This window comes from Photobacterium sp. SP02, assembly GCF_038519165.1.
GTDB lineage: Bacteria > Pseudomonadota > Gammaproteobacteria > Enterobacterales > Vibrionaceae > Photobacterium > Photobacterium halotolerans.
Genome location: NZ_JASJOJ010000031.1, coordinates 1 through 22,737, shown reverse-complemented (window position 1 = coordinate 22,737; position 22,737 = coordinate 1). Strand labels below are relative to the sequence as shown.

Here is a 22,737-nt window from a genome sequence, read left to right as displayed (position 1 = left end):
AATTAATATACATATCAATAGTGAAACGAAACATTTCACTATTGATATGTTAAAAATAAATCTGGTAATTCTGATGACAAAAAATGTAAAAGAACGCTAATTAAGGATTGTTATCAACACAATGAAATTGACAAACCCCTGACATAAAACAGAAAAATTGAACTACTCACCAATACTTGCTATTAATTGATATTATTGTGATTAGTATCACACAAATCAATGATGCCAAATTGAGATAAACAAGCATCAGTGGAATACCAAATACAAAATAACTGGCCATATTTATTCACAAAACAAATACAAGTATGAATTTATATTGCCCTAACATAAGAATCTAAATTTACCCATCGGTTACGCACATTCGTAAATACACATTTCATTTCGCGAAATCCGTGCTCGAAAACAGGTTACCGGTTAACAAAAATGCTTTCGATTAAATAGAAGTGAAAAATTATCGCTGTAAAAGCAAAACTTCGAATGAATAGTTAAATTTAAGGCCTGATATATGTCGGAAGACGGAGCCAGAACAAGGTAGGGAGGGATGATTAAATCTCGTAACACGACTCTGAACCCAAAAGAAAAAGCCTCGTCATAACGAGGCTTTCAGAAAACAATGATTGGCAGGTTACTCAGAATGTCAGATTGTTGATAATGTCATCGTCAACCTGGTTTGCTAACGTCACTTTTAGCTTAGGTGTTCTTGCCATTTCGCGTTGGATGGCGAAGTTCGCTTCTTTGTTACGCGCCCAGCTGCGACGTGCAATGCCGTTGTTAACATCGAACAGCAACATAGACTTCAGCCTGCGCTCGGCACTTTCACTGCCGTCAAGCAACATGCCGAAACCGCCATTGATCACTTCCCCCCAGCCGACACCGCCACCGTTATGGATAGAGACCCAGGTTGCGCCGCGGAAGCCATCGCCGATCACGTTGTGAATGGCCATATCAGCTGTAAAGCGGCTGCCATCATAGATGTTCGACGTTTCACGGAATGGTGAATCCGTACCGCTGACGTCGTGGTGGTCGCGGCCCAGTACGACAGGACCGATTTCACCGCGATGGATCGCATCGTTAAACGCTTTGGCAATTTCCATACGACCTTGTGAATCAGCGTACAGAATGCGCGCTTGTGAACCGACCACCAGCTTGTTTTGCTTGGCATCTTTGATCCAAGTGATGTTGTCTTGCATCTGCTGCTGAATTTCTTCTGGCGACTCGGCCATAATCTTGCTCAGCACCTCAGCGGCAATCGCATCGGTTCTGTCCAGATCTTCCGGCTTACCTGAAGTACAGACCCAACGGAACGGGCCAAAACCATAGTCAAAACACATAGGACCCAGAATGTCCTGTACGTATGACGGGTATTTAAAGTCGATGCCGTTTTCAGCCATCACATCGCCACCCGCACGCGACGCTTCAAGCAGGAAAGCATTGCCGTAGTCAAAGAAGTAAGTGCCGCGGGCTGTGTGTTTGTTGACCGCATCCGCATGACGCTTCAGTGTGTCTTGTACTTTTACCTTGAACAGCTCTGGCTCTTCACGGATAAGACGGTTCGATTCGTCATAGCTGATGTCAACCGGGTAGTAACCGCCTGACCAAGGGTTGTGCAGGGAGGTTTGATCCGATCCCAGGTGGATAAAAATGTCCTTCTCGTAGAAGGTTTCCCACACATCCACCACGTTGCCGATAAAGGCAATCGAAACCACTTCGTCGTTGGCTTGCGCTTCACGCACACGCGCAACGAGTGCATCCATATTATCGACCAGCTCATCCACCCAGCCTTGTTCGTGACGTTTAATCGCCGCTTTCGGATTCACTTCAGCACATACCGTAATACAGTCAGCGATATTACCGGCTTTGGGTTGTGCACCGCTCATGCCGCCAAGACCCGCAGTCAGGAAGATCTTCCCTTTCGGGCTTTGACCTTTTTCAAGCACTTTGCGGAAGGCGTTCATCACAGTAATGGTGGTGCCGTGTACTATGCCCTGCGGGCCGATATACATGAACGAACCCGCAGTCATCTGGCCGTATTGCGTCACGCCTAATGCGTTGAACTTTTCCCAGTCATCCGGCTTAGAGTAGTTCGGGATCATCATACCGTTGGTCACCACAACGCGCGGCGCCTCTTCCGACGACGGGAACAGACCCATAGGATGACCAGAGTACAAATGGAGCGTCTGGTCGCTTTCCATCTCACTTAGGTATTTCATGGTCAGCAGGTATTGGGCCCAGTTCTGGAATACCGCACCGTTACCACCGTAAGTGATGAGCTCTTCAGGGTGCTGCGCCACAGCCGGATCCAGGTTGTTGTCGATCATCAGCATGATGGCGGCTGCCTGCTCGCATTTCGCCGGATAGTCTGAAATAGAGCGCGATTTCAGATCGTAGTTCGGCTTGAAGCGGTACATGTAAATGCGGCCAAAATCTTTCAGTTCCTGAGCAAACTCAGCAGCCAGTTCCTGATGCCATTCATTCGGGAAGTAACGCAAGGCATTGCGAATGGCTAATTGCTTTTCTTCCGGCGTCAGGATGTCTTTGCGTTTGGGCGCACGGTTAACACCGGCCGGATACGGTTTAGCCTCCGGCAGTACGCTAGGGATCCCTTGTCGAATTTGTTCTTGAAAATTGAATACAGTATCCATCCTTACAGGCTCCCTTCAGTTCACTTTAAACGCTTGTGTTTTCACCAATGCGATCATGGCGTCGATGTCTGGCTTCAGCAGGCGGTCTTCTTCCAGCTTGGCCACTTTCTCACGAATAATTCGGTAGTTTTCTTCAATCACATCTGAACAGCGGTTCGGACGTCTGAATTCAATCGCTTGTGCCGCATACATCAGTTCGATAGCGATGATCTTTTCCAGGTTACCTAAAATCTGATTCAGCTTTCTGCCCGAGATACTGCCCATAGACACGTGATCTTCCTGACCCATAGAGGTCGGCACGCTGTCAGCAGACGGTGGAAAACAGAGTGATTTATTTTCAGTCACCAGAGCAGCGGTCACGTATTGCGGGATCATCATGCCCGAGTTCAGGCCACCGGATGCCGTCAACAGACGCGGCAAACCGTGCAAGCCTTCAAGCAGCAGGTAGCAGCGACGGTCTGCAATATTACCCAGTTCCGCAGCAGCAATAGAGGCATAATCCAGCACCATGGCCAGCGGTTGCCCATGGAAACTACCGCCGGAAATGGCTTCTTCGGAGCTGATAACAATCGGGTTATCAGTCACTGAGTTCATTTCAATTTCAGCCAGTTCTTTCAGGTGATTGTAGGCATTGCGCGAAGCACCATGCACCTGCGGAATACAGCGCAGGGAATAAGGGTCTTGCACGCGAACACAATCAGCATGCGAGGCCATGTTTTGGGAGTCTTTGAAGAAACGTCTCATGCGGGCGGCGACTTCAATGTTGCCGGCAAAGGCACGCGTCAGGTGCAGCTCTTCTCTGAATGGTGAACCACTGCCCTGCATCCCTTCAATACTCATCGCACCGGCAAGATCTGCCAAATCAAGCAGATAACGCATTTTCGTGAGTGCGGTAATGGCATGAGACAGAATAAACTGTGTGCCGTTGATCAGCGCCAGACCTTCTTTTGCATGCAGCTCAAGCGGCGCTAAGCCGTTTTCACGCAGCGCTTGTGCGGCTGGCACTGTGTTGTCGCCCTGCCAGAATTCACCTTCGCCAATGAGGGGTAAAAACAGGTGAGAAAGCGGTGCCAGGTCACCCGATGCGCCAACAGAGCCTTGCTCCGGCACAACAGGGATCAGATCGTGTTCGAGAAACGCCAGCATACGCTGAACAACTTCCAGGCGGATACCTGAGTAGCCCTGACTTAAGGCATGTATCTTGGTGATCAACATCAGTTTTGAGATGGATTTCGCAATCGGCTCACCCACACCGACCGCATGGGTGATCAGGAGGTTTTTTTGTAACAGATGCGTTTCTTCCGGTGAAATTTGGGTATCACACAGCGGGCCGAATCCGGTATTAATGCCGTACACCGCCTTGTCGGAAGCGGCAATGATGTCCACATTACGACGGCTTGCATTGATTTTGTCGAGCGCTTCTTCACAGAGTTCCGCTTTGATACTGCCATCCGCTATGCCGTTTACAATATCCAGATTGAGTTGATCAACACCATATCTAAACATCTTGTTTGTTCTCCTGACTGACTGACTGATATCTCTGTATCAGATTGCTTCTATAAGACAATGCTAGCTTGCTCTGTAAGTTTTATAAAAGCATAATGTTCGTAGTTCATTCCGGTTTTATCGAACAAAAAACACAAGCTGACAGAGAGCCCCTATGCAGATTCAAGATGTTGATTTACGTATGCTGAGAATATTCGTTGCTATCGTTGAGTGCGGCGGTCTGTCGGCGGCAGAATCGCGCTTAAACATAGGTCGTTCCACCATCAGTTCTCACTTATCCGATCTGGAAGTGCGCCTTGGGATTACGCTTTGCAAACGCGGCCGGAGCGGCTTTGAGGTCACAGAGGCCGGGCGCGTAACCTATCAAGCCTCACTGGAGCTACTCCAGCAATGCGAAGCCTTTGCCGCCACAGTGGCGAGCTCTAAAAACGAACTGTCCGGCCGGGTCACGATTGCCATGATCGATACCTTAGTCAACGATCCACGCTGTCGTGTGGCCCAGGTGATTGCCGGATTAAAAAGCAGAAGTAATAACTTACAGTTCGACATCAATGTATGCGAAGCGCGCGAAGTTGAAACATCCGTTGTGAATGGGCGCTCGCTGGTGGGAATCGGCGTTAGTCGTCACCCGCTAAGGGGGCTCGACTATTTCCCCCTGCATAATGAAACGAACTATCTGTATTGCGGCAAAGGCCATCCGCTGTTCGATTGCCACCCATCGGAAATCGACACACTGTTACAACAAGCAGAAGTGATCACCAGTAACTATATGCGGGATAAGGAAACCCGCAACGACGCACTGAATTATCAGAATACGGCCATCGCCTATCACGATGAGGGGATTGCTCATTTGATTTTATCCGGTGCGTTTATCGGCTACCTGCCCGAGCACTACGCCAGCAACTGGGTCAGCAAGGGACTGATTCAACCTATCTTGCCCGAAAAATACACCTACCAAATCCCGGTCATGCTGATCACGTTAAAAAATAACTCAGCGTCGCCACTGGCCAAGGCACTGATTAAAGAGATTAAACGTTGCCATAGCCTTGCCCCGTCATCCAGTGCCAGTGTTGCCAAGGTTCAGGCGAAAAAAAACCGCTGATAGTTCAGCGGTTTCTTCGAATGTGGTGGAGCCAGGACAAGGTATAGTGGGATTTTCAAATCCCGGACAACGCACTCTGAAGCTCAATGAAAAAAGCCCCGTCTTATGACGGGGCTTTCGAATGTGGCGGAGAGATAGGGATTTGAACCCTAGATACGCTATTAACGTATGCCGGTTTTCAAGACCGGTGCTTTCAACCACTCAGCCATCTCTCCGTAAGTGGTGCGCATGATACCCAGCCGATCCCATGTTGTAAATACCCCAAAGAATCAAATGCACACTTGATCGCCAATCTGACACATTCCTTTTCGCTTTGGCTGATTTTTCAGCCCGTTAGCTTTCCTGTTGGATAGAGGTCAACGCTTTTTCCTGTGCTTGCGCTGTCTTGGGTTTTCGCATCACCAGATAAACCGCCATTGCCGCCAGCATAAAACCGACCGCACTCATCGCATCAAAGGTTTCATGAAATGCCAGCCAGGCTTGCAGCGCTGTAACCGGCGGCACCAGATAAAATGTTGAAGCGACTTTTGAGGCTTCACCGTGCCGCACCATATACAGCAGCAGCCAGACTGCGGTCACCGACACTCCGAGCACCAGCCAGGCCAGAGTCAGGGTGAATGTCAGATTCCATTCCACCTGCATGGTTTCCATCGTCATCATCACAGGTGCGAACAGGAGCGCCGCCATCAGGTATTGGTAAACCGAGCCGCCTACCAGATCAACCTGCTGGCAGAATCGCTTTTGGTACAGGGTGCCAAGTGTAATGCCGAGCAGAGCGGTCGCAGCACACAAATAGGCGGCGACTTGATGATCTTCCTGCTGCCAGCTCATATTGCCTTGCAGCACCAGGGTGATGCCCATCAGCCCCACGACCAATCCCAGCCACTGGGACAGTGCCAGACGCTCCTGCCCCATTGCGACTAACAAAAGTGCCGTAAGTACCGGCTGTAATCCAACCAGTAAGGCGCACAAGCCCGCCGGCATGCCCAGATATATGCCGTAATAGGTGCCGCCCAGATAAAAACCATGAATCAGCACACCCGCGACCATGCTGTGCAGCCGCGCGCGACCGGTTGGAAGCTGCCCGTTCAGTACGTACAGCAACACCATAAAAATCAGAATATTGAGTGCCATACGTATAAAGAGAAAGGTTGCAGGTTCCGCATATGGCAAACCAAAACGGGCGCCAATGAACCCCGTGCTCCACAGCATCACAAATATGAAAGGAATAAACCGAGCCACTGAGACGTCCTTCTGGTGATTAACATGATTTTCCACTACTGTAGATGGGTACAAAAAAAGTAAAAAGTGACAGTTTTGTGATTTTGATAGGGTACAGATGCCACAAGTACAACACGAAGAGCAAACCAGCGAAGCCAAATACCGCCAGGTGATCCGGGAGCTCACGCTGCGAATCGATCGCGGTGTGTATCAGGCTGGCGATAAGCTCCCTTCAATCCGGCAGTTGAGTGAACAGCTGACGGTGAGCAAAAACACGGTGATACGCGCGTATCAGGAACTGGAAGCGGCTCAGACAATTGAAGCGCATCCCCGGTCCGGCTATCGGGTCACGATGGCCGTTCAACCGGCACCGCTGACCATGCAGGCCCCCGGCTATGTCGATTTACTGACATTAAGCCGAACCATATTGCAACAGTCCCCGTCATCGTCTTTGCTGCCAACCGGCAGCGCGCACCCGAACACGCAATTTCCCGCCATTACCTCGCTGTATGCTGAAATTGGCCGCCATAGCCGTTACCAGACACATCTGCCAAGCCATTATTTACTCCCGCCAGGTGATGAGCAATTACGAAAGCAACTGGTGACTGTGAACCAGTGGTTGGACATTTCGACCTCGCCCGATGACATTTTGATCACCCACGGCGCGCAGCAAGGGATCAGCATGGCATTGCAGGTGCTGACCCAACCCGGTGATACCGTCATCGTTGATTCCCCCTGCTATTTCGGCAATCTGCTGTTGCTGGAATCACTTGGTCTGAAAGTGGTGGAGATACCCTCTCACCCGCAAACCGGGATGGATTTAACGCACCTGTCACTGGCCCTGGCACAGTGGCCCGTCGCGGCGATTCTGATCAACCCGAGCTTCAATAACCCAACCGGCTCTGTGATGCCACGGGGTGAGCGCGAACGCTTTCTCAGCATCACCGCGGGTATCCCTGTCATTGAAGATGATGTGTTCGGTGATCTGGGTTACGGCAAACGCCCGCCCGCGCTTTACAGTCTGGATACTGATAACAGGGTAATTTATTGCAATTCGTTATCTAAAACGCTGGATTCACGTTTGCGTATTGGCTGGATGCTGGCCGGACAGTATCAGCCGCTGATTGAAAAACGCCTGCTGGCAGACAACATGGGCAGCCTGAATCTGATGCAGTCAGCGGTGGCTGAGTTTTTAAAGACCGGCAAGTACCGCACTCACCTCAATAAAGTCAGACGCTATTACCAGCGTAATCAACGCGCATTCAGTCAGCGTCTTTGTGCTGCGCTCGACAGCTATCCCTGGATGGCTGGCCAGTATCATTTACACCTGCCCGATGGCAGCTTTCTGTGCTGGCTGACGCTGCCCGAGCAGGCCGACAGCTATCAGCTTTATCAGCAGGCACTGGCGGCCGGGATCAGCCTGTTACCCGGCAATATGTTTTGCACTCAGGATCAGTACCGCCATTGTCTCCGGCTCAGCTATGCTGCATTCGAAGATAATTCGCACTGGAACACAGGCGTGAAAAAGCTGGCGCAACTGATTGCCGAACATATCAGACCACTGATTGATAACACAGAGTGAGCATCGACTAGGCTTACTGAAAAGATCATTTTATTAAGGAAGATACCATGAGATTCCGACACCTTGCCTTCATCGGTGCATTGTTAAGCACATTGTCTTTCTCAGTGACATCCGCGCCCGGCATTGTCAGTACCGGCTCCAGTGAAGGCATGGCTTATCAGCTTGAAAAAGTGGCTGACGGCCTGTCAGTGCCGTGGGGAATGACCTTTGTTGACCCAACAACACTGCTCATTACGCTGCGTCAGGGAAAGGCGGTCCTGGTCGATACCCGCTCAGGACAGCAAAGAACCCTGAGTGGCCTGCCCGATATTTATACCCGGGGCCAGGGAGGTTTACTGGATGTCATCGTATCCCCCGATCCCTCGGCAAGCGGCTGGATCTATTTTACCTACAGCAAACCGGTCAACAACGGCAGTGCCACCACACTGGCAAGAGCCAAATTATCAGGCCAGACGCTCACCAACTGGCAGGATTTGCTGGTTTCCCGTTCGCACAGTGAGGCCAGCAAACACTATGGCAGCCGGATAGCGTTTGATATGAAAGGACATGTGTTTTTCTCTGTCGGTGACAGAGGCAATCGCCCGAACGGGCAGGATCTGAGCAATCATGCCGCCTCAATATTACGGTTAAACCTGGATGGCTCAGTGCCTAAAGACAACCCCTTTTATGGTCAGTCTGGCGCATCGGCAGAGATCTGGAGCTATGGTCACCGCAACCCGCAAGGCATCGTATTTGATACAAAGACGGACAGGTTATGGGAGATTGAACATGGCCCGCGCGGTGGGGATGAAATCAACCTGATCCTGCCGGGGCGCAATTACGGCTGGCCAGTTACCTCACACGGTAAAGAGTACTGGGGGCCGCTGGATGTCGGTGAATCCAAAGAAAAAGCCGGTATTGAGTCGCCGAAAAAAGTGTATGTCCCCTCCATTGCCCCCGGCAGCCTGATGATGTATCAGGGCAGCGCTTTTCCGGCCTGGCAGGGTAATCTGTTTGCCGGCGCACTGGTGTTACAGCACCTCAATCGTGTCGCCCTTAATGCGCAGGGAAATCCTGTAAAAGAAGAAAGGCTGTTTGAAGACTTGAATGAAAGAGTTCGCTCACTGGCGCAAAGTGCGGACGGGATGATCTATTTCGCTACTGACAACGGCAACCTGTACCGTATTGTCCCCAAATGAAACCGCCCCCGCTTCATATGAGGCGGGGGCGGTTATACATCACACGTGACTGCGTGATTACAGGTGCTCACCACGACGCAACGCATCAATACGTTTTTCCAGCGGCGGGTGTGTCATGAAGAGTTCAGACAAGGTTTTCTTGCCGTTGATGCCAAACGCCATCATTGAACCTTCAAGGTGAGATTCCTGACTGACTTTCAGGCGCTCCAGCGCAGCAATCATCTTCTCTTTACCAACCAGATGTGCAGAGCCTGCATCGGCTTTGAATTCACGGTGACGGCTGTACCACATGGTAATAATACTGGCCAGGAAACCGAACAGTAATTCCATAATGGTAGAAACAATGAAGTAGGTCATAAAACTGCCGCCCTCGCCTTCTTCGTTGTTGTTGCTGACACCGCTGACAGCACCCGCAATAATACGGGAGACAAAAATCACAAAGGTGTTCACCACCCCCTGCAGCAAGGTCATGGTTACCATATCGCCATTGGCAATATGGCTGACTTCATGTGCCAGCACGGCCTCAGCTTCATCGCGGGTCATGCTGTGTAACAACCCGGTAGACACAGCCACCAAAGAGTCATCACGCTTGGCACCTGTTGCGAACGCATTGATATCCGGTGAATCATACACAGCCACAGTCGGCATACCAATACCGGACTGCTTCGCCTGACGTGCAACGGTTTCCATCAGCCAGTGTTCTGTTTCATTACGCGGATGTTCAATCACCATGCCGCCCACAGACCTGAGCGCCATGGACTTAGACATGAAGAGGGAAATCAAAGAACCGCCAAAACCAAACAGCACCGCCATCACCAGCAGGCCGTTCAAGCTGCCTGGCTGTAAATCAGTCACGGCATAAATAATATTGAGCACAATGCTGAATACCAGCATTACGGCAAGGTTGGTTGCCAGGAACAAGCCAATTCGCTTCATACCTTTCTTTCTCCAACAAAGGTCTGGGTGTCAAATGCTTCTGCGCCTTCCTAATGGCTGGCGCATCAATAAGATGGTACTTATAGTATGGTCGTTCAATCTAAAAACAAGCGGAAGCAGGAAATTGTTACTTTTGGTAAGGGATATCCGCTTCTGAGACAGAAATCATGGTTTGCCCGATCAGCAGGGTCTTAGACTTTGGTCGTATTGTATAAGATGTCGCCATTCTCTATTGTCGTGGCGTATTCGCATTAACAGTATCTAACAAGGAGGCAAGATGGCTGACCAAGAAAACTACCAAGTCGCAATTGATATCCTGCGTTGCCATCTTGGCATGACGGCTGAAGAAGCCTGCGCAGAGCTGGGGATTGACCCGGCAGCGTCTAAGACAGCCGAGGCCATGGATCCTGCCGCTGTACTGGGTGATAATTAACCCCAGCAACTATAAAGTCATTTCGTCAAAACCTCCGCTCGGAGGTTTTGTCATTTCTGCGTCATAGTCACCGCACGTCAGTTCTCATTCAGTTTCATTGTGTGATACTTGTCCCAAAAATCATTATGAACACTGTGCAGGTAGATTATGAACAAGCCCTACTCAACTGCTATGGACAGCGCCACTTCGCGCGAAGGCGTGCTTCCTCTGCTCACTCCCGTTGCTATGTTTATGGCTGTTGCAGTTATCGCTGCAATTGCAGCATTCATCATTAAAATCGAAATGCTGCAACTGAGTGGCAACCTCGGCGAAAACTCTCTCGTTGAATATACTCAGGAACTTTATCTGTTTTTAACCAGCGCACTCTTTTTTGGCCTGGCTAAGAAACAGCCGGCCCAGAAAGGCTTTGCTGTACTGGTTTCCGCGTTTTTTATGGTGCTGCTGATCCGGGAACTGGACGGGTTGCTGGACCTTATCTGGCACGGCTTCTGGAAATTCCCGGCTGCCGTGGTCGCGGTGTTAGGGATGGCTTATGCCCGTAAACATCTGCTGGCAACACAACAACCGCTCAGCCGATACAGCAAACACGCCAGTTTCGGTTTGATGCTGGGCGGTCTGGCTACCCTGCTGGTGTTCTCACGCCTGTTTGGCATGGGAGAGATCTGGCAAACCGCGATGCAGGATAACTATATGCGAGAAGTAAAAAACCTGGCTGAAGAAGGGGTCGAACTGCTGGGTTACAGTTTAATCCTGGCTGCGGCAATCTGGTATTGTTTGCCGGGCTTAATCAACAAAAAACAACGCTATTAACACGATTCAGATGCAACAACGCCGCCATACAGGCGGCGTTGTTATCTATAAAGAAAGGAAGAAGGGGATTAACCCAACAGCGCCATATTCAGATAGGCCGTTAAGTCCCGCTTGGCAATACCAGGCAAATAGGGAATTTCACCTAACTTGGGTGCGGGCAAGTAAGATTCAAGATACTTCAGGTTATCCTCATAACAATGGGTATCCGGATCAACCAGGTTTGCCACCCAACCGGCCAACGTCAGGCCATCATTTTGAATTGCTTCAGCGGTCAGCATCGCATGGTTCAGGCAACCCAGTTTCACGCCCACCACTAATATGACAGCCATTTCTTCCTGCTTGACCCAGTCAGACAGTTTCATTGTGTCGGAAAGAGGAACCCGCCACCCGCCGGCACCTTCCACAAACACCACATCATTCTTGCTCTTAAGCTGAGATAAGCCTTCAGACAGCCTGACAGGATCTATGCTAATGCCTGCCTGCTTGGCAGCAATGTGCGGCGCGATGGGCGGCTCAAACGTATAAGGATTGACTTCTTCATACTGCAATTCCGGCTGGGAAGCGGCTTGCAGAAACAGTGCATCAGAATTGCGCATACCATAAGCGGTCAGCGTACTGCCTGACGCAATCGGTTTAAACCCTGCCGTTCTTTGCCCGGCACGGACACTGGATTCAATTAAAGTACGGGTAACTACCGTTTTTCCTGCATCTGTATCCGTTCCAGTAACAAAAAATGCGTTAGACATTGGTGAACACTCCAAAACAAACTTGATACGTTGCGGGTAATTGACCCGTACTGTCGCGAAAACGCGCATAGGCATTTTCGATCCGGTTCAGCGTCGTCCGGCCGAACATCCCTTGCCGACGCTGCTCCGACAAATGCGTCGCACCTATTCCCTTAAGATCCTTCATTAAGCCCAGCGCACTCTCATAATGCATAATCACTGGCTTGACTGACAATTCTGCCGCATTCAGCCCGGCATCGGCCACGGCCTGTGAAAGCCGGGTGACAGAGTCAAACTGATTGACATGCCGCTGCGTATCAACCGATTGCCAGGCGCGCTCAAGCTCAAACAATGTGCCCTCTGCCAGGGTGGTGATTCCAATCACCCCGCCCGGTTTGACTACTCGCTGCAACTCCCGCAGCGGAACGGCCAGATCCGAGCACCATTGAAGAGCAAGACTGGAAAAGGCCGCATCAAAGTGGTTATCCGGAAATGGCAGCGATTCGGCATCAGCAACACAAAACACGCCTGTGCCATCACAGCGAGCTTTGGCCTGCGCCAGCATGGGTTCTGACAGATCAATGGCTGTGGTCTGGTAACCCATGGCCTGCAGCTGGCGGGTGAAATACCCGGTTCCGCATCCGGTATCCAGCCAGTGGCTGCCTTGTGGCAGGCAGGGTAATGTATCCAGCAATTGGTGCCCTACCTGCCGCTGGAAAGCCGCCGATTGATCATAATGTTTGGCGGCTTTACCAAAACTGGCGGCAATCGCCTGCTTGTCTGAACCAGACACGCTCTGATTCTGTGGTCTAACAGCCACTGTCGGACTGATTTCCTGCATCCTGTACCTCTTCAAAAGACGCATTCAACGATGTTGCCAACGCTTTGACTTGTTGCTCTGTATGGCTGGCAGACAGGGTAATACGTAATCTGGCCTGATTGACCGGCACGGTCGGCGGGCGGATAGCCGACACCCAAATGCCTTTTTCAGCCAGAGCCGCAGACAGGTTGATTGCCAGTTCACTGCTGCCCAGCAATACCGGTTTGATCGGCGTTTCTGTCGCAACCAGACCCACGTCCGGCAGGAGTTCGTCAGCCAGAATATGTCCTAATGCCGCCAGTTTCTCCCTGCGCCAGTCTCCACTCTGGACCAGATCGCAGGCGGTACACAGGGCATGAGCCTGTGCCGGCGGCATCGCCGTCGAGTAGATATAATGCCGCGCAAACTGAATCAGATATTCTGCGACCTCTTCGCTGCACAACACCGCCGCGCCCTGCATGCCGAAGGCTTTGCCAAAAGTGACAATGCAGATCTCAGGTTTAATGCCTGCCTGCGCCGCACTGCCGCGGCCGCCTTCCCCCAGCACCCCGCAACCATGAGCATCGTCAACCATCAGCCAGCTGTCCGTCTCCCGGCACAGGGCTGAAATCGCCGCCAGCGGCGCCTGATCCCCATCCATGCTGAACACGCCTTCCGTCACCACCAGCGTAGCGACACAATCGTCTGATCCGGCGCTCAGCAATGCACCCAAGGCATTGAGATCGTTGTGCGCAAAGCGGCGCATTGTCGCCGGTGATAAGAGGCCCGCTTCCATCAGCGAGGCATGATTCAGCTTGTCCTGGATCAGCCGGTCTGATTTGCCGAGTAAGGCAAACAGCACCGCCTGATTGGCACTGAATCCGGTACTGAAAAGCAAGGCTCTGTCGTACCCCAGCCAATCCGCCAGCCGGTGCTCCAGCTCTGCATGCGGTGCATGATGCCCGGTCACCAAAGGTGAACCGCCACTGCCTGCGCCATAAACAGATAACCCCTGCTGCCAGGCCGCAATTAATTCCGGGCACTGAGCCAGTCCCAGATAATCGTTGCTGGAAAAGTTAATATGCACTTGCGGTTTTCCGGCAAACTGCACGCAGGATGGCTGCCTGTTGAGTGGCTTTCTCTGACGATAGAGTCCCTGCGTCTGTCGCTGACTCAGGGACTGTGATATCCGGGAATTAAACAGAGGCATCGTAGAACAAGTCATCCGCTGCCGGGCGGGCAGCCACACGCTGTGCTACCTGACCAAGCAGTTCATGTTCCTGAACCTCATCCGGCTTAGCGGCTTTTTCCTGGCGGTTAATACCCAGCTTGTTAAACAGCTGCATGTCTTTGTCTTCTTCCGGATTCGGCGTGGTCAGCAGCTTGCATCCGTAGAAAACAGAGTTGGCGCCTGCCATAAAGCACAGTGTCTGAGTCTCTTCACTCATACCCTCACGGCCAGCTGATAAACGAACTGCAGAAGCCGGCATCATAATGCGGGCGACCGCGATAATGCGGACAAAGTCCAGCGGATCGACATCATCCACGCTATCGAGCGGCGTCCCTTTAACTTTCACCAGCATATTGATAGGTACGCTTTCCGGGTGCACCGGCAGATTCGCCAGCTCAACCAGCAGGCCAGCCCTGTCCCGGGCACTTTCGCCCATCCCGATAATGCCGCCGGAGCAAATTTTCATGCCGGCATCACGCACATGTGACAGCGTATCCAGACGATCCTGATAAGTACGGGTGGTAATGATATTGCCGTAATATTCAGGCGAGGTATCCAGATTGTGGTTATAGTAATCCAGCCCGGCATCGGCCAGCGTGTTGGCCTGATCGCCGGTTATCATGCCCAGCGTCATACAGGTTTCCAGCCCCATAGACTTCACACCGCGTACCATTTCCAGCAGGTACGGCATGTCACGCTCTTTGGGGTTTTTCCAGGCCGCGCCCATACAGAAGCGTGTCGCACCCGAGCTTTTGGCTTTCTCTGCCGCATCCAGCACCCGCTCAACTTCCATCAGGCGTTCGCGGTCAACGTCGGTACGGTAGTGGGCGCTCTGCGGGCAGTACTTACAGTCTTCCGGGCAGGCGCCGGTTTTGATCGACAGCAAGGTACTGACCTGAACCTTATTCGGTTCATGGTACTGACGGTGAATTTGCTGCGCTTCAAACACTAAATCCATGAAGGGTTTTTCAAACAGCGCCTGAACTTCTGCAACGCTCCAATTGTGTCTCACTTCCACGTGTAAACCTCGTTAATTGTTCTTATGCCCCGCAGCTTGAATGCGATAACCGCAACAATTCCACGGGTTTGAATAGTTGCAAGTCTACTTTCAGCAAGTACACTGTCAACCACAAAGAAAATACAGGGTTTACATCTGTGCAAAATATAACCAACAAAAAGCGCTCCTCCAACCACTTCACGGCTTCACAGGTGGATTTGGACTACGATCGTCAGCATGTCTGGCACCCGTACACCTCCACCATCAACCCGCTTCCCTGCTACCCGGTGACTCATGCTGATGGCGTGACCCTGTATCTGGAAGATGGCCGGGAACTGGTTGACGGTATGTCTTCCTGGTGGTCGGCGATTCACGGTTACAATCACCCGGTACTGAATCAGGCCGCACACGATCAGCTGGGCAGGATGTCGCACGTCATGTTCGGCGGCCTGACCCACCAGCCTGCGGTTGAATTGTGCCGCAAACTGATTGCCATGACGCCTGAGCCTCTGCAGCAGGTCTTCCTGGCAGATTCCGGTTCAGTGTCGGTGGAAGTGGCTTTGAAGATGGCGCTTCAGTACTGGCACGCCAAAGGTGAATCGCGGGCGAAATTCCTGACGCTGCGACATGGTTATCACGGTGATACCTTTGCCGCTATGTCGGTCACTGATCCCGACAACTCAATGCACAGCCTGTATAAAGGATTTCTGCCAGAGCATCTTTTTGCGGATTCGCCCACGCTCGGCTTTCATGACGAGTGGGATGAGAGTGACATTGCCGACTTCGCCGCCAAACTCGATGATCATCATCAGGACATTGCCGCCGTCATCCTGGAACCTATCGTTCAGGGCGCCGGGGGAATGCGTATCTATCACCCTGCTTTTCTTCGTCGTGTGCGCGAATTGTGCGATGTCTATGGCGTGCTGCTGATCGTCGATGAGATTGCGACCGGGTTCGGCCGGACAGGCAAACTCTTCGCCTGTGAACATGCCGGCATCAGCCCGGATATCATGTGTGTCGGAAAAGCCTTGACCGGCGGCTATATGACCTTAGCGGCGACCCTGACCACCAGGCACCTGGCTGATACCGTGTGCAGTGGTGCCGCAGGTTGCTTTATGCACGGCCCGACCTTCATGGGTAACCCACTGGCCTGTGCGGTGGCCAATGCCAGCCTGTCTTTGCTTGAAACGGGACAATGGCAGCAGCAGGTCAGCCAGATCGAAGCACTGCTGGCTGAATTACTGCCTGCGGTGGCTCAGTCTGACAAAGTAAAAGCCGTCCGCTGGCTCGGCGCAATTGGTGTGGTGGAATTGTATGAACCTGTGGACATGGTCACGATACAGCAAAGTTTTGTAGACAATGGTGTCTGGATTCGTCCATTCGGCCGACTTATCTACATCATGCCGCCATTTATCATTCGTAATCAGGAGCTTAATAAACTTGTTTCCGCCATTTTACAATCATTGAACTAATATCGAAAAACAGACAGATCCTCATGTTTGACCAGATATACTCTATGTAAGAGTCATGGTAAGGCCGTACAGTATCCCTGAACAATCTGCGGCCTATGACAAACATACTGTCAGAAGGTTAAGTATGATGCAGTTACCCCTTTTCCCGCTCAGGCTCTACGTCTTGCCGGGAGGTGTCAGTAAGCTGAGAATTTTTGAGCCCCGCTATACCCGATTAGTGACACTGGCGATGTCCTCAGGCAATGGTTTTGGCTTGTGCATGAAAGATGGTGATTCGCTGTGTCACTTCGGCACCCGGGTCGAAATCGAAGATTTTGAACAATTACCTGACGGATTACTGGGCATCACTATACGGGGCGTAGAAAAATTCGTGATCAACAATCACTGGCAGGAAAAAGACGGCCTGAGATTTGGTGAGGTCAGTGCGATAAAAAACTGGACGCCCAGCTCTACCCGTTTCATCGACAAGCCCATAGCCAATAGTCTGGAAGCCTTGTTCGATGAATACCCCGACTATGCCGCGAATTATCCGGACCCCGATTTTACTGACATGGCCTGGGTCTGCCAGCGATGGCTTGAAATTCTGCCTTTAGAAACCAACCAAAAACAATGGTTTATGAGCAGGAACGATCATCGTGCAGCGCTGTCTTTCCTGCACAATGTGATTGATGAAGAACTCAGACACGACGATTTATAACCCAGCCCTTCAGCCTCGGCCCTCACGGGCTAACCGCTGATCAACCATGCGGCGATAGGCGGCAGATAACACCTGCCTGATGCCGGGCAGCCCCATCAACCAGGCCACAGGCCGCATCCACCAGATTTGTCTGAGCAGCAGTATATAGGCATCCATTTCCTTGTGAACCGCCCCGTCGCTGTCCTGAACGTGCAGCTCTCTCAGCGCTTCAGAGGGCACAATGCCCATCGCGGCCAACGCTTCATCCTGACCGGTAATGTCGTACCATTCCACCAGATGCGGATGCTTTCCCAACCAGGATTCATACCATTTCCGATCGCGGACACAGGTCGGGCAGGCGCCGTCATAAAACACAGTGATTTTGTTCGTTTTCATGAAGGTTCTCCTAGTTGCCGGGCGCTTACTTTCAGTCTGGCTGAATCGTAGTTAACACACATAAAAAACGCAGCGAACGGGTAGTTTGCTGCGTTTTACCAAAGTTGCATCTGAAAGCGGCTAGCCTTCCTCAATCAGTTTCACCAGCAGGTGACCGTCATACATGGCCTGCTTCACCAGCGCGGCGGCAGGCATGGTCGCCTGGGTATAAAAACTGGTTTCTTCAATACGCAGATCCTGATTGTATACAGGCAAAGACTGGCTCTTCACACACTCAAGAATGGCAGGATACAACACCGATTTAGCCTGATTAAACTCCCCGCCGATCAGCACCTTCTCAGGGTTGAACAGATTGACCATAATGGCAATCGCCCGGCCTAAGTGAAAGCCCAGCTCAGTGATCACCTGATAAGCCAGCGGATCGCCCTGTACCGCAGCCTCGCAGATGGTCTCGATCGTCAGTTCTTTGCCGTACAAAGAAGAGGCTTCACCCAGGGCCAGACGGGATTTCACCTGCTGCCTGACGGCCTGCAAACTGGCTACCGTTTCCAAACACCCTTTATTACCGCAATAACAGGGCAGACCATCAGGTTGGATCTGAATATGGCCCAGCTCGCCGATGTTGCCGATCCGGCCCTGCAGCACTTTGTTATCCAGAATGATACCGGCTCCCACCCCATGATGAATGGAGATCAGGATAGAATTCGCCACATCTTTGGCATTGCCGAACAATTGCTCGGCCAGTGCCCAGGAACGGGTATCGTTGCCGATAAACACCGGCAGACCCGTTGCTTCATGAATGGCCGGGCCTAACGGCAAATCTTTCACATCGTAGTGCGGCATTTGCAGCACCATGCCTTTGTCGGAGTTCACTAAGCCCGGTAAAGAAACCGCAATCGCAGTAATCCGATCCAGTTGCTTGGCGTGACGGGCAAAAAAAGATTCAATTTCACCGAGCAGCTTTTGCAACACGTCATTTTGCGCCAGCTCTTCGATATCCTGACGCTCCTCGAACAGGATATCGCCACCCTGCTCATGCAGCGCGATAGTCAGGTACCCCCGGCCAAGACGAATGCCTAAAAATTGCCAGCCATCATTATCGGGCACTAAGCCAATGGCCGGACGGCCACGATTGCCTGATTCCTGAATTTCAGCTTCTTTGATCAGATGCCCGTCAAACAGCTCTCGGGTGATTTTGGTAATACTGGCTGGCGCTAACTGGCTCTTTTTCGACAGCTCGATGCGGGAAATAGGCCCATACTGATCGATAAGTTTGTAGACGCTTCCGGCATTGTTTCTTTTGATATGATCGATATGACCGGGTTGAGCGACATACATGCTCTGGATCCTCAAAGGTTAACGAATACGCAAGAAGTTGAATTTTTTTACTTTGCGAAGTAATTGTGAAGCCCCTTGTGCCAAGGACGTGAACCCAGTCACGACCCGCCTGTCCCTTTTGGCCTTCGCGTTACCGGGCCAGGCAAACAAGCGCATGATTGAAAGATATGTGGCTCTAGAGACAATGGCGCAGGGTTCTGACATAATACGCGCCCTTTGAGGTTCAGGGTACAAAAACCCCCTTTTCGCGTTAACTTGATTGATTGTTTTGAGGTCAGCCGTGTACAAAATCAATGAAATATTTGAAACCATCCAGGGTGAAGGTGTTTTCACAGGCGTGCCGGCTATCTTTGTCCGTCTGCAAGTCTGCCCTGTCGGCTGTGCCTGGTGTGACACAAAACAAACCTGGAGCGCCGAGCCTCAGGATGAAGTTAACGTCAGCGCTATGCTTGCCAAACAGGGCGACTCGCCAAGCTGGACGTCTCTGGATGCCGACGGCATTGTCAACCTGCTGATTGAGCAGGGATACACCGCACGTCATGTCGTGATTACCGGTGGCGAACCTTGTTTGTATGACTTACGTCCGCTGACTGAACAGCTGGAAGCCAACGGCTTTGGTTGCCAGATTGAAACCAGTGGCACTTACGAGGTGCTGGCCACAGACAATACCTGGGTGACTGTCTCGCCGAAAATTAACATGAAAGGCAAGCTGCCGGTTCTGCCCGGCGCACTGTCACGCGCCAATGAAATCAAGCACCCTGTCGGAACACAGAAAGATATCGACCAGTTAGATGCGCTGTTAGCCGGTGTGCCGCTGCAGGACAAGGTTACCATCGCCCTGCAGCCCATCAGCCAGAAAGCCAGAGCCACCGAGCTTTGTATTGAAACCTGCATTGCCCGTAACTGGCGTCTGTCTATCCAGACACACAAATACCTGTCGATTGCCTGATTAAGCTGACTCTTCAGCCCCACCCTGTTTTCGGTCGTCTCAATTCTTAGATGCTGTCTCAACAGATGAGACGACCGGTCGGGTTTTACATTTCCCTGCCCGCCGCTTACCTATACTCAGCCCAAACACCGAAACCAATCCAGCCGCCTATGATCGGCCATGAGATTGGTACAACACGTGCTGCATTGAGTATTCAGGGGAAATGTTATGCGCACCTATCTGAGACTTGGTCTGAGCCTGTTTCTGGCTGGCCTGCTTTCTGCGTGCGGTGGCGGCGGAGATGATGCAGGCATTCAACCTGCTGAGCTGCCACCCGTCAAAACCAAATTTACCGTCACTGTCGACTTGCCTGCCGGGTTAATGACAGCACAGCAAAGCGTGAGCTGGGGTCCTGTCAGTCAGGCTTACGCGGCCACACCGGATCTGTATCAGGACAACTTTGCTGTACTGTTTATCAATCAGCAGGGCAAAGTGATGGGCCAGGGTGACATCACCAGTTTTGCGCTGACAGACGGCAACTACAGTATTGAAGCTCAGGTGCCACTGCTGCTGCATGGCGTGCTGGTGCTGGATCTCAATGACGTGCCGCAATTTGCCATCGGCGATGACTTGCCGACCAATCTCTTCATGACACCGTTAACGGACACCGAGATCGCCCTGTCCCTGAAAACCACCCTCGCCTACCGTGCGTTGATAAAACGCGTCGCCACAGATGGCCACTGGGGCATATTCAGTGAAACTGTCAGTGATCCCAGTAATATCGATGTCCGGGATGCCGGCGATTTTGTCAATGAGCTGGCTGATGAGCTGAGTGTCACCCTGATCCCCAAACTGGGCCTCAACGGTGTCAGCCTGAGTAATCTGATGTCGCTCAGCATAGTCAACGACATCCTTGAAGGCATCATGACCCGCAAATACACCGAGCTGACGGCACAAAAAGACGAGATAGCCACCATCTTCAATTCGGGTTTCTGGCGACTGGCCAGCCACAGCTCAAACACCGGCAGCACCCTTGAAGCTGACATGATGGACTACAGCAGCCCGGATACAGCTACGAATGAAACCCGCCAGATCGACTGGCGCTGGACCAAAAATGGCGACAGCGATATTTCACTGACAAAAGATTTCACCTACCTCAGCGAACAAGGGCTGGTTCAGTTCGACAGCAAAGAAGACGCGATTAAAGGCCAGATCCTGACCGCCAGCGGCTGGAAAGATCTGTACGAATATTTCAAGGTGCTGATTTCGTCCAGCAGCACCGCCAGCATGACAGATGCCGGGCTCGAAGAAGCCGATGGCCGCAACATTACCATGCGGGTCAACAGCTATTCGCTGGCCGGCCTGAAAATGCATGACTTTCTGACCACCAAAGAAAACCATTTCATGACCCGCTACGTGCCCGCCGACACCACCTTTGGCGAGGCCGCCAAAGGCTACTATTTCACCTGGAATCCGGTGGCCACCCGTATGCTGCTGTGCAACACACAGGTCGGTGGCGACGAATGTACTGTGGCGCCCAGAGACAATCCGACCGTCCCATACACCTCCCTTGAGGATATGGTGTCGGTAGAAGGCGCTGGCAGTATTGAGCAGGTTAACGGGTATCATCTGACCGATAACGTGGTGGTGGAGTTAGTGCTTAACGGCACCCATCAGGCCAACTATTGGGTCAATGTCGGCGGTGATGACTGGATGGTGGTTGAAACCGGTATCTGGGGCGCAGTGTCGGCCCTGGGTAAAGAGATGTTCCAGTTCGCCGTGCCCGATGTCATCAAACAACTGGCCAACCATTACCCCTTTGACACACCCTACTTATTTTTAGTCGTCGAGCAAGGGGCGGTTCATCAGGGCGAGGCGATTCTGAAAGACACCGACTACCACTTTGCCGGCTTTAATGACGCCGCCAAAAACGAGATCTATGCGGTGACTTCCCGTGACAATCTGCCTGCTTTTGGTGACTGCAACTTTGGCAATACCTCCCCGGCCACTGAAGATCAGTTCCTCAATTCAGTGACAGAATGTGGCGGCGATGAGCGTTTCGTGACAGACAGCGTCAACAACCTGGTTGATCAGCATCTGGTGCAAATCTCCACAGACCCGAGCTCGCTGGGCGAGCTGGAAACCCTGATTCTGAAAAGCGACAACACCTGGGAGTATTATCTTAATACCGTCTTGCAACCGGGCAGCAGCAATCGCAGCTGGCTGTTGAATGACAAGGGTTTTCTGCGCCTGACTGAAAACAGCAATGACACTTTCAGCGATTACCAGCTCTGGGCACTCACCCACAAGAAATATCAGGATCGTCCGATTCTGGCGGTTAAATATTTCAGCCAGACCGACATAGGCGGGGCCAATAACAGCGTGATTGATAACCTGATGACCAAGCAATACGTCCCTGACACTCTGGTTGCCTGCACGGCCAATGATTCCGGCTGGAACAGCGGCAGCCAAATGCCGGCAACAGCGCAAACCAAAGCGGCCTTCACCAGCCAGGCAGCCAGTTGTACCGTCAGCTGGGAAGGCAGAACACCGCGTTTCACCCAGAGCATGCTGGCAGGTAAAGCCCTGACGTTCAGCGATGCCTCGCGTCATCTGGTCTTAAATGCGCAGGCTGACAGCCAGAGCGGCTTTAATACCGGTAGTTACAGAGACAGTGACGGCTGTGGTTTTGACATCCCGATCCGCTGGAAACTGGAAGCGGACGGCACTCTGTATTACGAAAATGCTGGACAGGTCAAAGTCGT

The 22,737-nt window shown here is 51.9% G+C and carries 19 protein-coding genes and 1 tRNA gene; 9 read left to right on the top strand and 11 right to left on the bottom strand.

Annotated features, from left to right (window positions below):
- Window positions 1-629: 629 nt before the first annotated feature.
- Together P0Y67_RS13975 and hutH are read right to left on the bottom strand one after the other, a co-directional pair.
- Window positions 630-2,642 (bottom strand): urocanate hydratase, encoded by a 2,013-nt coding sequence (locus tag P0Y67_RS13975; RefSeq protein ID WP_342392344.1) that lies wholly within the window; start codon window positions 2,640-2,642, stop codon window positions 630-632.
- A gap of 15 nt (window positions 2,643-2,657) precedes the next feature.
- Entirely contained in the window at window positions 2,658-4,148 is a 1,491-nt protein-coding gene (gene hutH, locus P0Y67_RS13970; RefSeq protein ID WP_342392343.1) for a histidine ammonia-lyase, read from the bottom strand.
- A gap of 154 nt (window positions 4,149-4,302) precedes the next feature.
- Here hutH and P0Y67_RS13965 point away from each other — a divergent pair, with 154 nt between their 5' ends.
- The gene (locus tag P0Y67_RS13965) at window positions 4,303-5,250 is read left to right on the top strand and encodes a LysR family transcriptional regulator (protein WP_342392342.1); all 948 of its coding nucleotides are present in this window, start codon (window positions 4,303-4,305) and stop codon (window positions 5,248-5,250) included.
- A gap of 124 nt (window positions 5,251-5,374) precedes the next feature.
- Here P0Y67_RS13965 and P0Y67_RS13960 read toward each other — a convergent pair.
- Window positions 5,375-5,465, bottom strand: a tRNA-Ser gene (locus tag P0Y67_RS13960).
- A gap of 118 nt (window positions 5,466-5,583) precedes the next feature.
- The gene (locus P0Y67_RS13955; RefSeq protein ID WP_342392371.1) at window positions 5,584-6,462 is read right to left on the bottom strand and encodes a DMT family transporter; all 879 of its coding nucleotides are present in this window, start codon (window positions 6,460-6,462) and stop codon (window positions 5,584-5,586) included.
- A 127-nt stretch (window positions 6,463-6,589) separates the two neighbouring features.
- Between P0Y67_RS13955 and P0Y67_RS13950 the strand changes: the two genes are divergently transcribed.
- Window positions 6,590-8,053, top strand: a complete 1,464-nt coding sequence (locus tag P0Y67_RS13950; RefSeq protein WP_342392341.1) for an aminotransferase-like domain-containing protein — start codon at window positions 6,590-6,592, stop codon at window positions 8,051-8,053.
- Window positions 8,054-8,100: 47 nt separating this feature from the next.
- On the top strand, window positions 8,101-9,231 hold the full coding sequence (locus tag P0Y67_RS13945) for a PQQ-dependent sugar dehydrogenase (RefSeq protein ID WP_342392340.1): 1,131 nt from the start codon (window positions 8,101-8,103) through the stop codon (window positions 9,229-9,231).
- A 57-nt stretch (window positions 9,232-9,288) separates the two neighbouring features.
- Here the strand turns inward: P0Y67_RS13945 and htpX are convergent, their stop codons facing one another.
- Complete coding sequence (gene htpX / locus P0Y67_RS13940; protein ID WP_342392339.1) at window positions 9,289-10,167, bottom strand: protease HtpX; 879 nt, start codon at window positions 10,165-10,167, stop codon at window positions 9,289-9,291.
- Window positions 10,168-10,444: 277 nt separating this feature from the next.
- Between htpX and P0Y67_RS13935 the strand changes: the two genes are divergently transcribed.
- Window positions 10,445-10,600 (top strand): hypothetical protein, encoded by a 156-nt coding sequence (locus P0Y67_RS13935; protein WP_046219260.1) that lies wholly within the window; start codon window positions 10,445-10,447, stop codon window positions 10,598-10,600.
- A gap of 147 nt (window positions 10,601-10,747) precedes the next feature.
- On the top strand, window positions 10,748-11,410 hold the full coding sequence (locus P0Y67_RS13930; RefSeq protein WP_342392338.1) for a hypothetical protein: 663 nt from the start codon (window positions 10,748-10,750) through the stop codon (window positions 11,408-11,410).
- A gap of 68 nt (window positions 11,411-11,478) precedes the next feature.
- Here the strand turns inward: P0Y67_RS13930 and bioD are convergent, their stop codons facing one another.
- Genes bioD through bioB form a run of 4 tightly spaced genes read right to left on the bottom strand, consistent with a single transcriptional unit; the run spans window position 11,479 to window position 15,183 of the window.
- Window positions 11,479-12,156 (bottom strand): dethiobiotin synthase, encoded by a 678-nt coding sequence (bioD, locus tag P0Y67_RS13925; protein WP_342392337.1) that lies wholly within the window; start codon window positions 12,154-12,156, stop codon window positions 11,479-11,481.
- A complete protein-coding gene (gene bioC, locus P0Y67_RS13920; protein WP_342392336.1) occupies window positions 12,149-12,976 on the bottom strand; it encodes a malonyl-ACP O-methyltransferase BioC in 828 nt (275 codons plus the stop codon). Before bioC ends, bioD begins: the two co-directional genes overlap by 8 nt.
- Window positions 12,945-14,144 (bottom strand): 8-amino-7-oxononanoate synthase, encoded by a 1,200-nt coding sequence (gene bioF, locus P0Y67_RS13915; protein ID WP_342392335.1) that lies wholly within the window; start codon window positions 14,142-14,144, stop codon window positions 12,945-12,947. The genes bioC and bioF overlap by 32 nt, the downstream gene beginning before the upstream one ends.
- Entirely contained in the window at window positions 14,131-15,183 is a 1,053-nt protein-coding gene (gene bioB / locus P0Y67_RS13910) for a biotin synthase BioB (RefSeq protein WP_342392334.1), read from the bottom strand. Before bioB ends, bioF begins: the two co-directional genes overlap by 14 nt.
- 191 nt (window positions 15,184-15,374) lie before the next feature.
- Here bioB and bioA point away from each other — a divergent pair, with 191 nt between their 5' ends.
- The gene (bioA, locus tag P0Y67_RS13905) at window positions 15,375-16,634 is read left to right on the top strand and encodes an adenosylmethionine--8-amino-7-oxononanoate transaminase (RefSeq protein ID WP_342392370.1); all 1,260 of its coding nucleotides are present in this window, start codon (window positions 15,375-15,377) and stop codon (window positions 16,632-16,634) included.
- A gap of 127 nt (window positions 16,635-16,761) precedes the next feature.
- Window positions 16,762-17,331, top strand: coding sequence for an LON peptidase substrate-binding domain-containing protein (locus P0Y67_RS13900; protein WP_342392369.1), 570 nt, complete (start codon window positions 16,762-16,764; stop codon window positions 17,329-17,331).
- Between the two features lie 9 nt (window positions 17,332-17,340).
- Here P0Y67_RS13900 and P0Y67_RS13895 read toward each other — a convergent pair whose 3' ends face one another.
- Entirely contained in the window at window positions 17,341-17,706 is a 366-nt protein-coding gene (locus tag P0Y67_RS13895; protein WP_342392333.1) for a thiol-disulfide oxidoreductase DCC family protein, read from the bottom strand.
- Between the two features lie 120 nt (window positions 17,707-17,826).
- Complete coding sequence (gene mlc / locus P0Y67_RS13890) at window positions 17,827-19,044, bottom strand: sugar metabolism global transcriptional regulator Mlc (protein ID WP_342392332.1); 1,218 nt, start codon at window positions 19,042-19,044, stop codon at window positions 17,827-17,829.
- A 280-nt stretch (window positions 19,045-19,324) separates the two neighbouring features.
- Here mlc and queE point away from each other — a divergent pair, with 280 nt between their 5' ends.
- Together queE and P0Y67_RS13880 are read left to right on the top strand one after the other, a co-directional pair.
- Entirely contained in the window at window positions 19,325-19,993 is a 669-nt protein-coding gene (gene queE / locus P0Y67_RS13885) for a 7-carboxy-7-deazaguanine synthase QueE (RefSeq protein WP_342392331.1), read from the top strand.
- Window positions 19,994-20,200: 207 nt separating this feature from the next.
- Window positions 20,201-22,737, top strand: a 2,537-nt coding sequence (locus P0Y67_RS13880; RefSeq protein WP_342392330.1) for a hydrogenase expression protein HypA, incomplete at its 3' end; no start/stop codon positions are given.

What these genes read in the sequence shown, in the direction of transcription:
- P0Y67_RS13945 (WP_342392340.1), top strand. Translation starts at nt 8,101, where the DNA reads ATGAGATTCCGACACCTTGCCTTCATCGGTGCATTGTTAAGCACATTG.
- P0Y67_RS13935 (WP_046219260.1), top strand. Translation starts at nt 10,445, where the DNA reads ATGGCTGACCAAGAAAACTACCAAGTCGCAATTGATATCCTGCGTTGC.
- bioD (WP_342392337.1), bottom strand. Translation starts at nt 12,156, where the DNA reads ATGTCTAACGCATTTTTTGTTACTGGAACGGATACAGATGCAGGAAAA.
- bioC (WP_342392336.1), bottom strand. Translation starts at nt 12,976, where the DNA reads ATGCAGGAAATCAGTCCGACAGTGGCTGTTAGACCACAGAATCAGAGC.
- P0Y67_RS13900 (WP_342392369.1), top strand. Translation starts at nt 16,762, where the DNA reads ATGCAGTTACCCCTTTTCCCGCTCAGGCTCTACGTCTTGCCGGGAGGT.
- P0Y67_RS13930 (WP_342392338.1), top strand. Translation starts at nt 10,748, where the DNA reads ATGAACAAGCCCTACTCAACTGCTATGGACAGCGCCACTTCGCGCGAA.
- P0Y67_RS13955 (WP_342392371.1), bottom strand. Translation starts at nt 6,462, where the DNA reads ATGCTGTGGAGCACGGGGTTCATTGGCGCCCGTTTTGGTTTGCCATAT.
- htpX (WP_342392339.1), bottom strand. Translation starts at nt 10,167, where the DNA reads ATGAAGCGAATTGGCTTGTTCCTGGCAACCAACCTTGCCGTAATGCTG.
- hutH (WP_342392343.1), bottom strand. Translation starts at nt 4,148, where the DNA reads ATGTTTAGATATGGTGTTGATCAACTCAATCTGGATATTGTAAACGGC.
- P0Y67_RS13965 (WP_342392342.1), top strand. Translation starts at nt 4,303, where the DNA reads ATGCAGATTCAAGATGTTGATTTACGTATGCTGAGAATATTCGTTGCT.
- bioF (WP_342392335.1), bottom strand. Translation starts at nt 14,144, where the DNA reads ATGCCTCTGTTTAATTCCCGGATATCACAGTCCCTGAGTCAGCGACAG.
- P0Y67_RS13895 (WP_342392333.1), bottom strand. Translation starts at nt 17,706, where the DNA reads ATGAAAACGAACAAAATCACTGTGTTTTATGACGGCGCCTGCCCGACC.
- mlc (WP_342392332.1), bottom strand. Translation starts at nt 19,044, where the DNA reads ATGTATGTCGCTCAACCCGGTCATATCGATCATATCAAAAGAAACAAT.
- P0Y67_RS13975 (WP_342392344.1), bottom strand. Translation starts at nt 2,642, where the DNA reads ATGGATACTGTATTCAATTTTCAAGAACAAATTCGACAAGGGATCCCT.
- P0Y67_RS13950 (WP_342392341.1), top strand. Translation starts at nt 6,590, where the DNA reads ATGCCACAAGTACAACACGAAGAGCAAACCAGCGAAGCCAAATACCGC.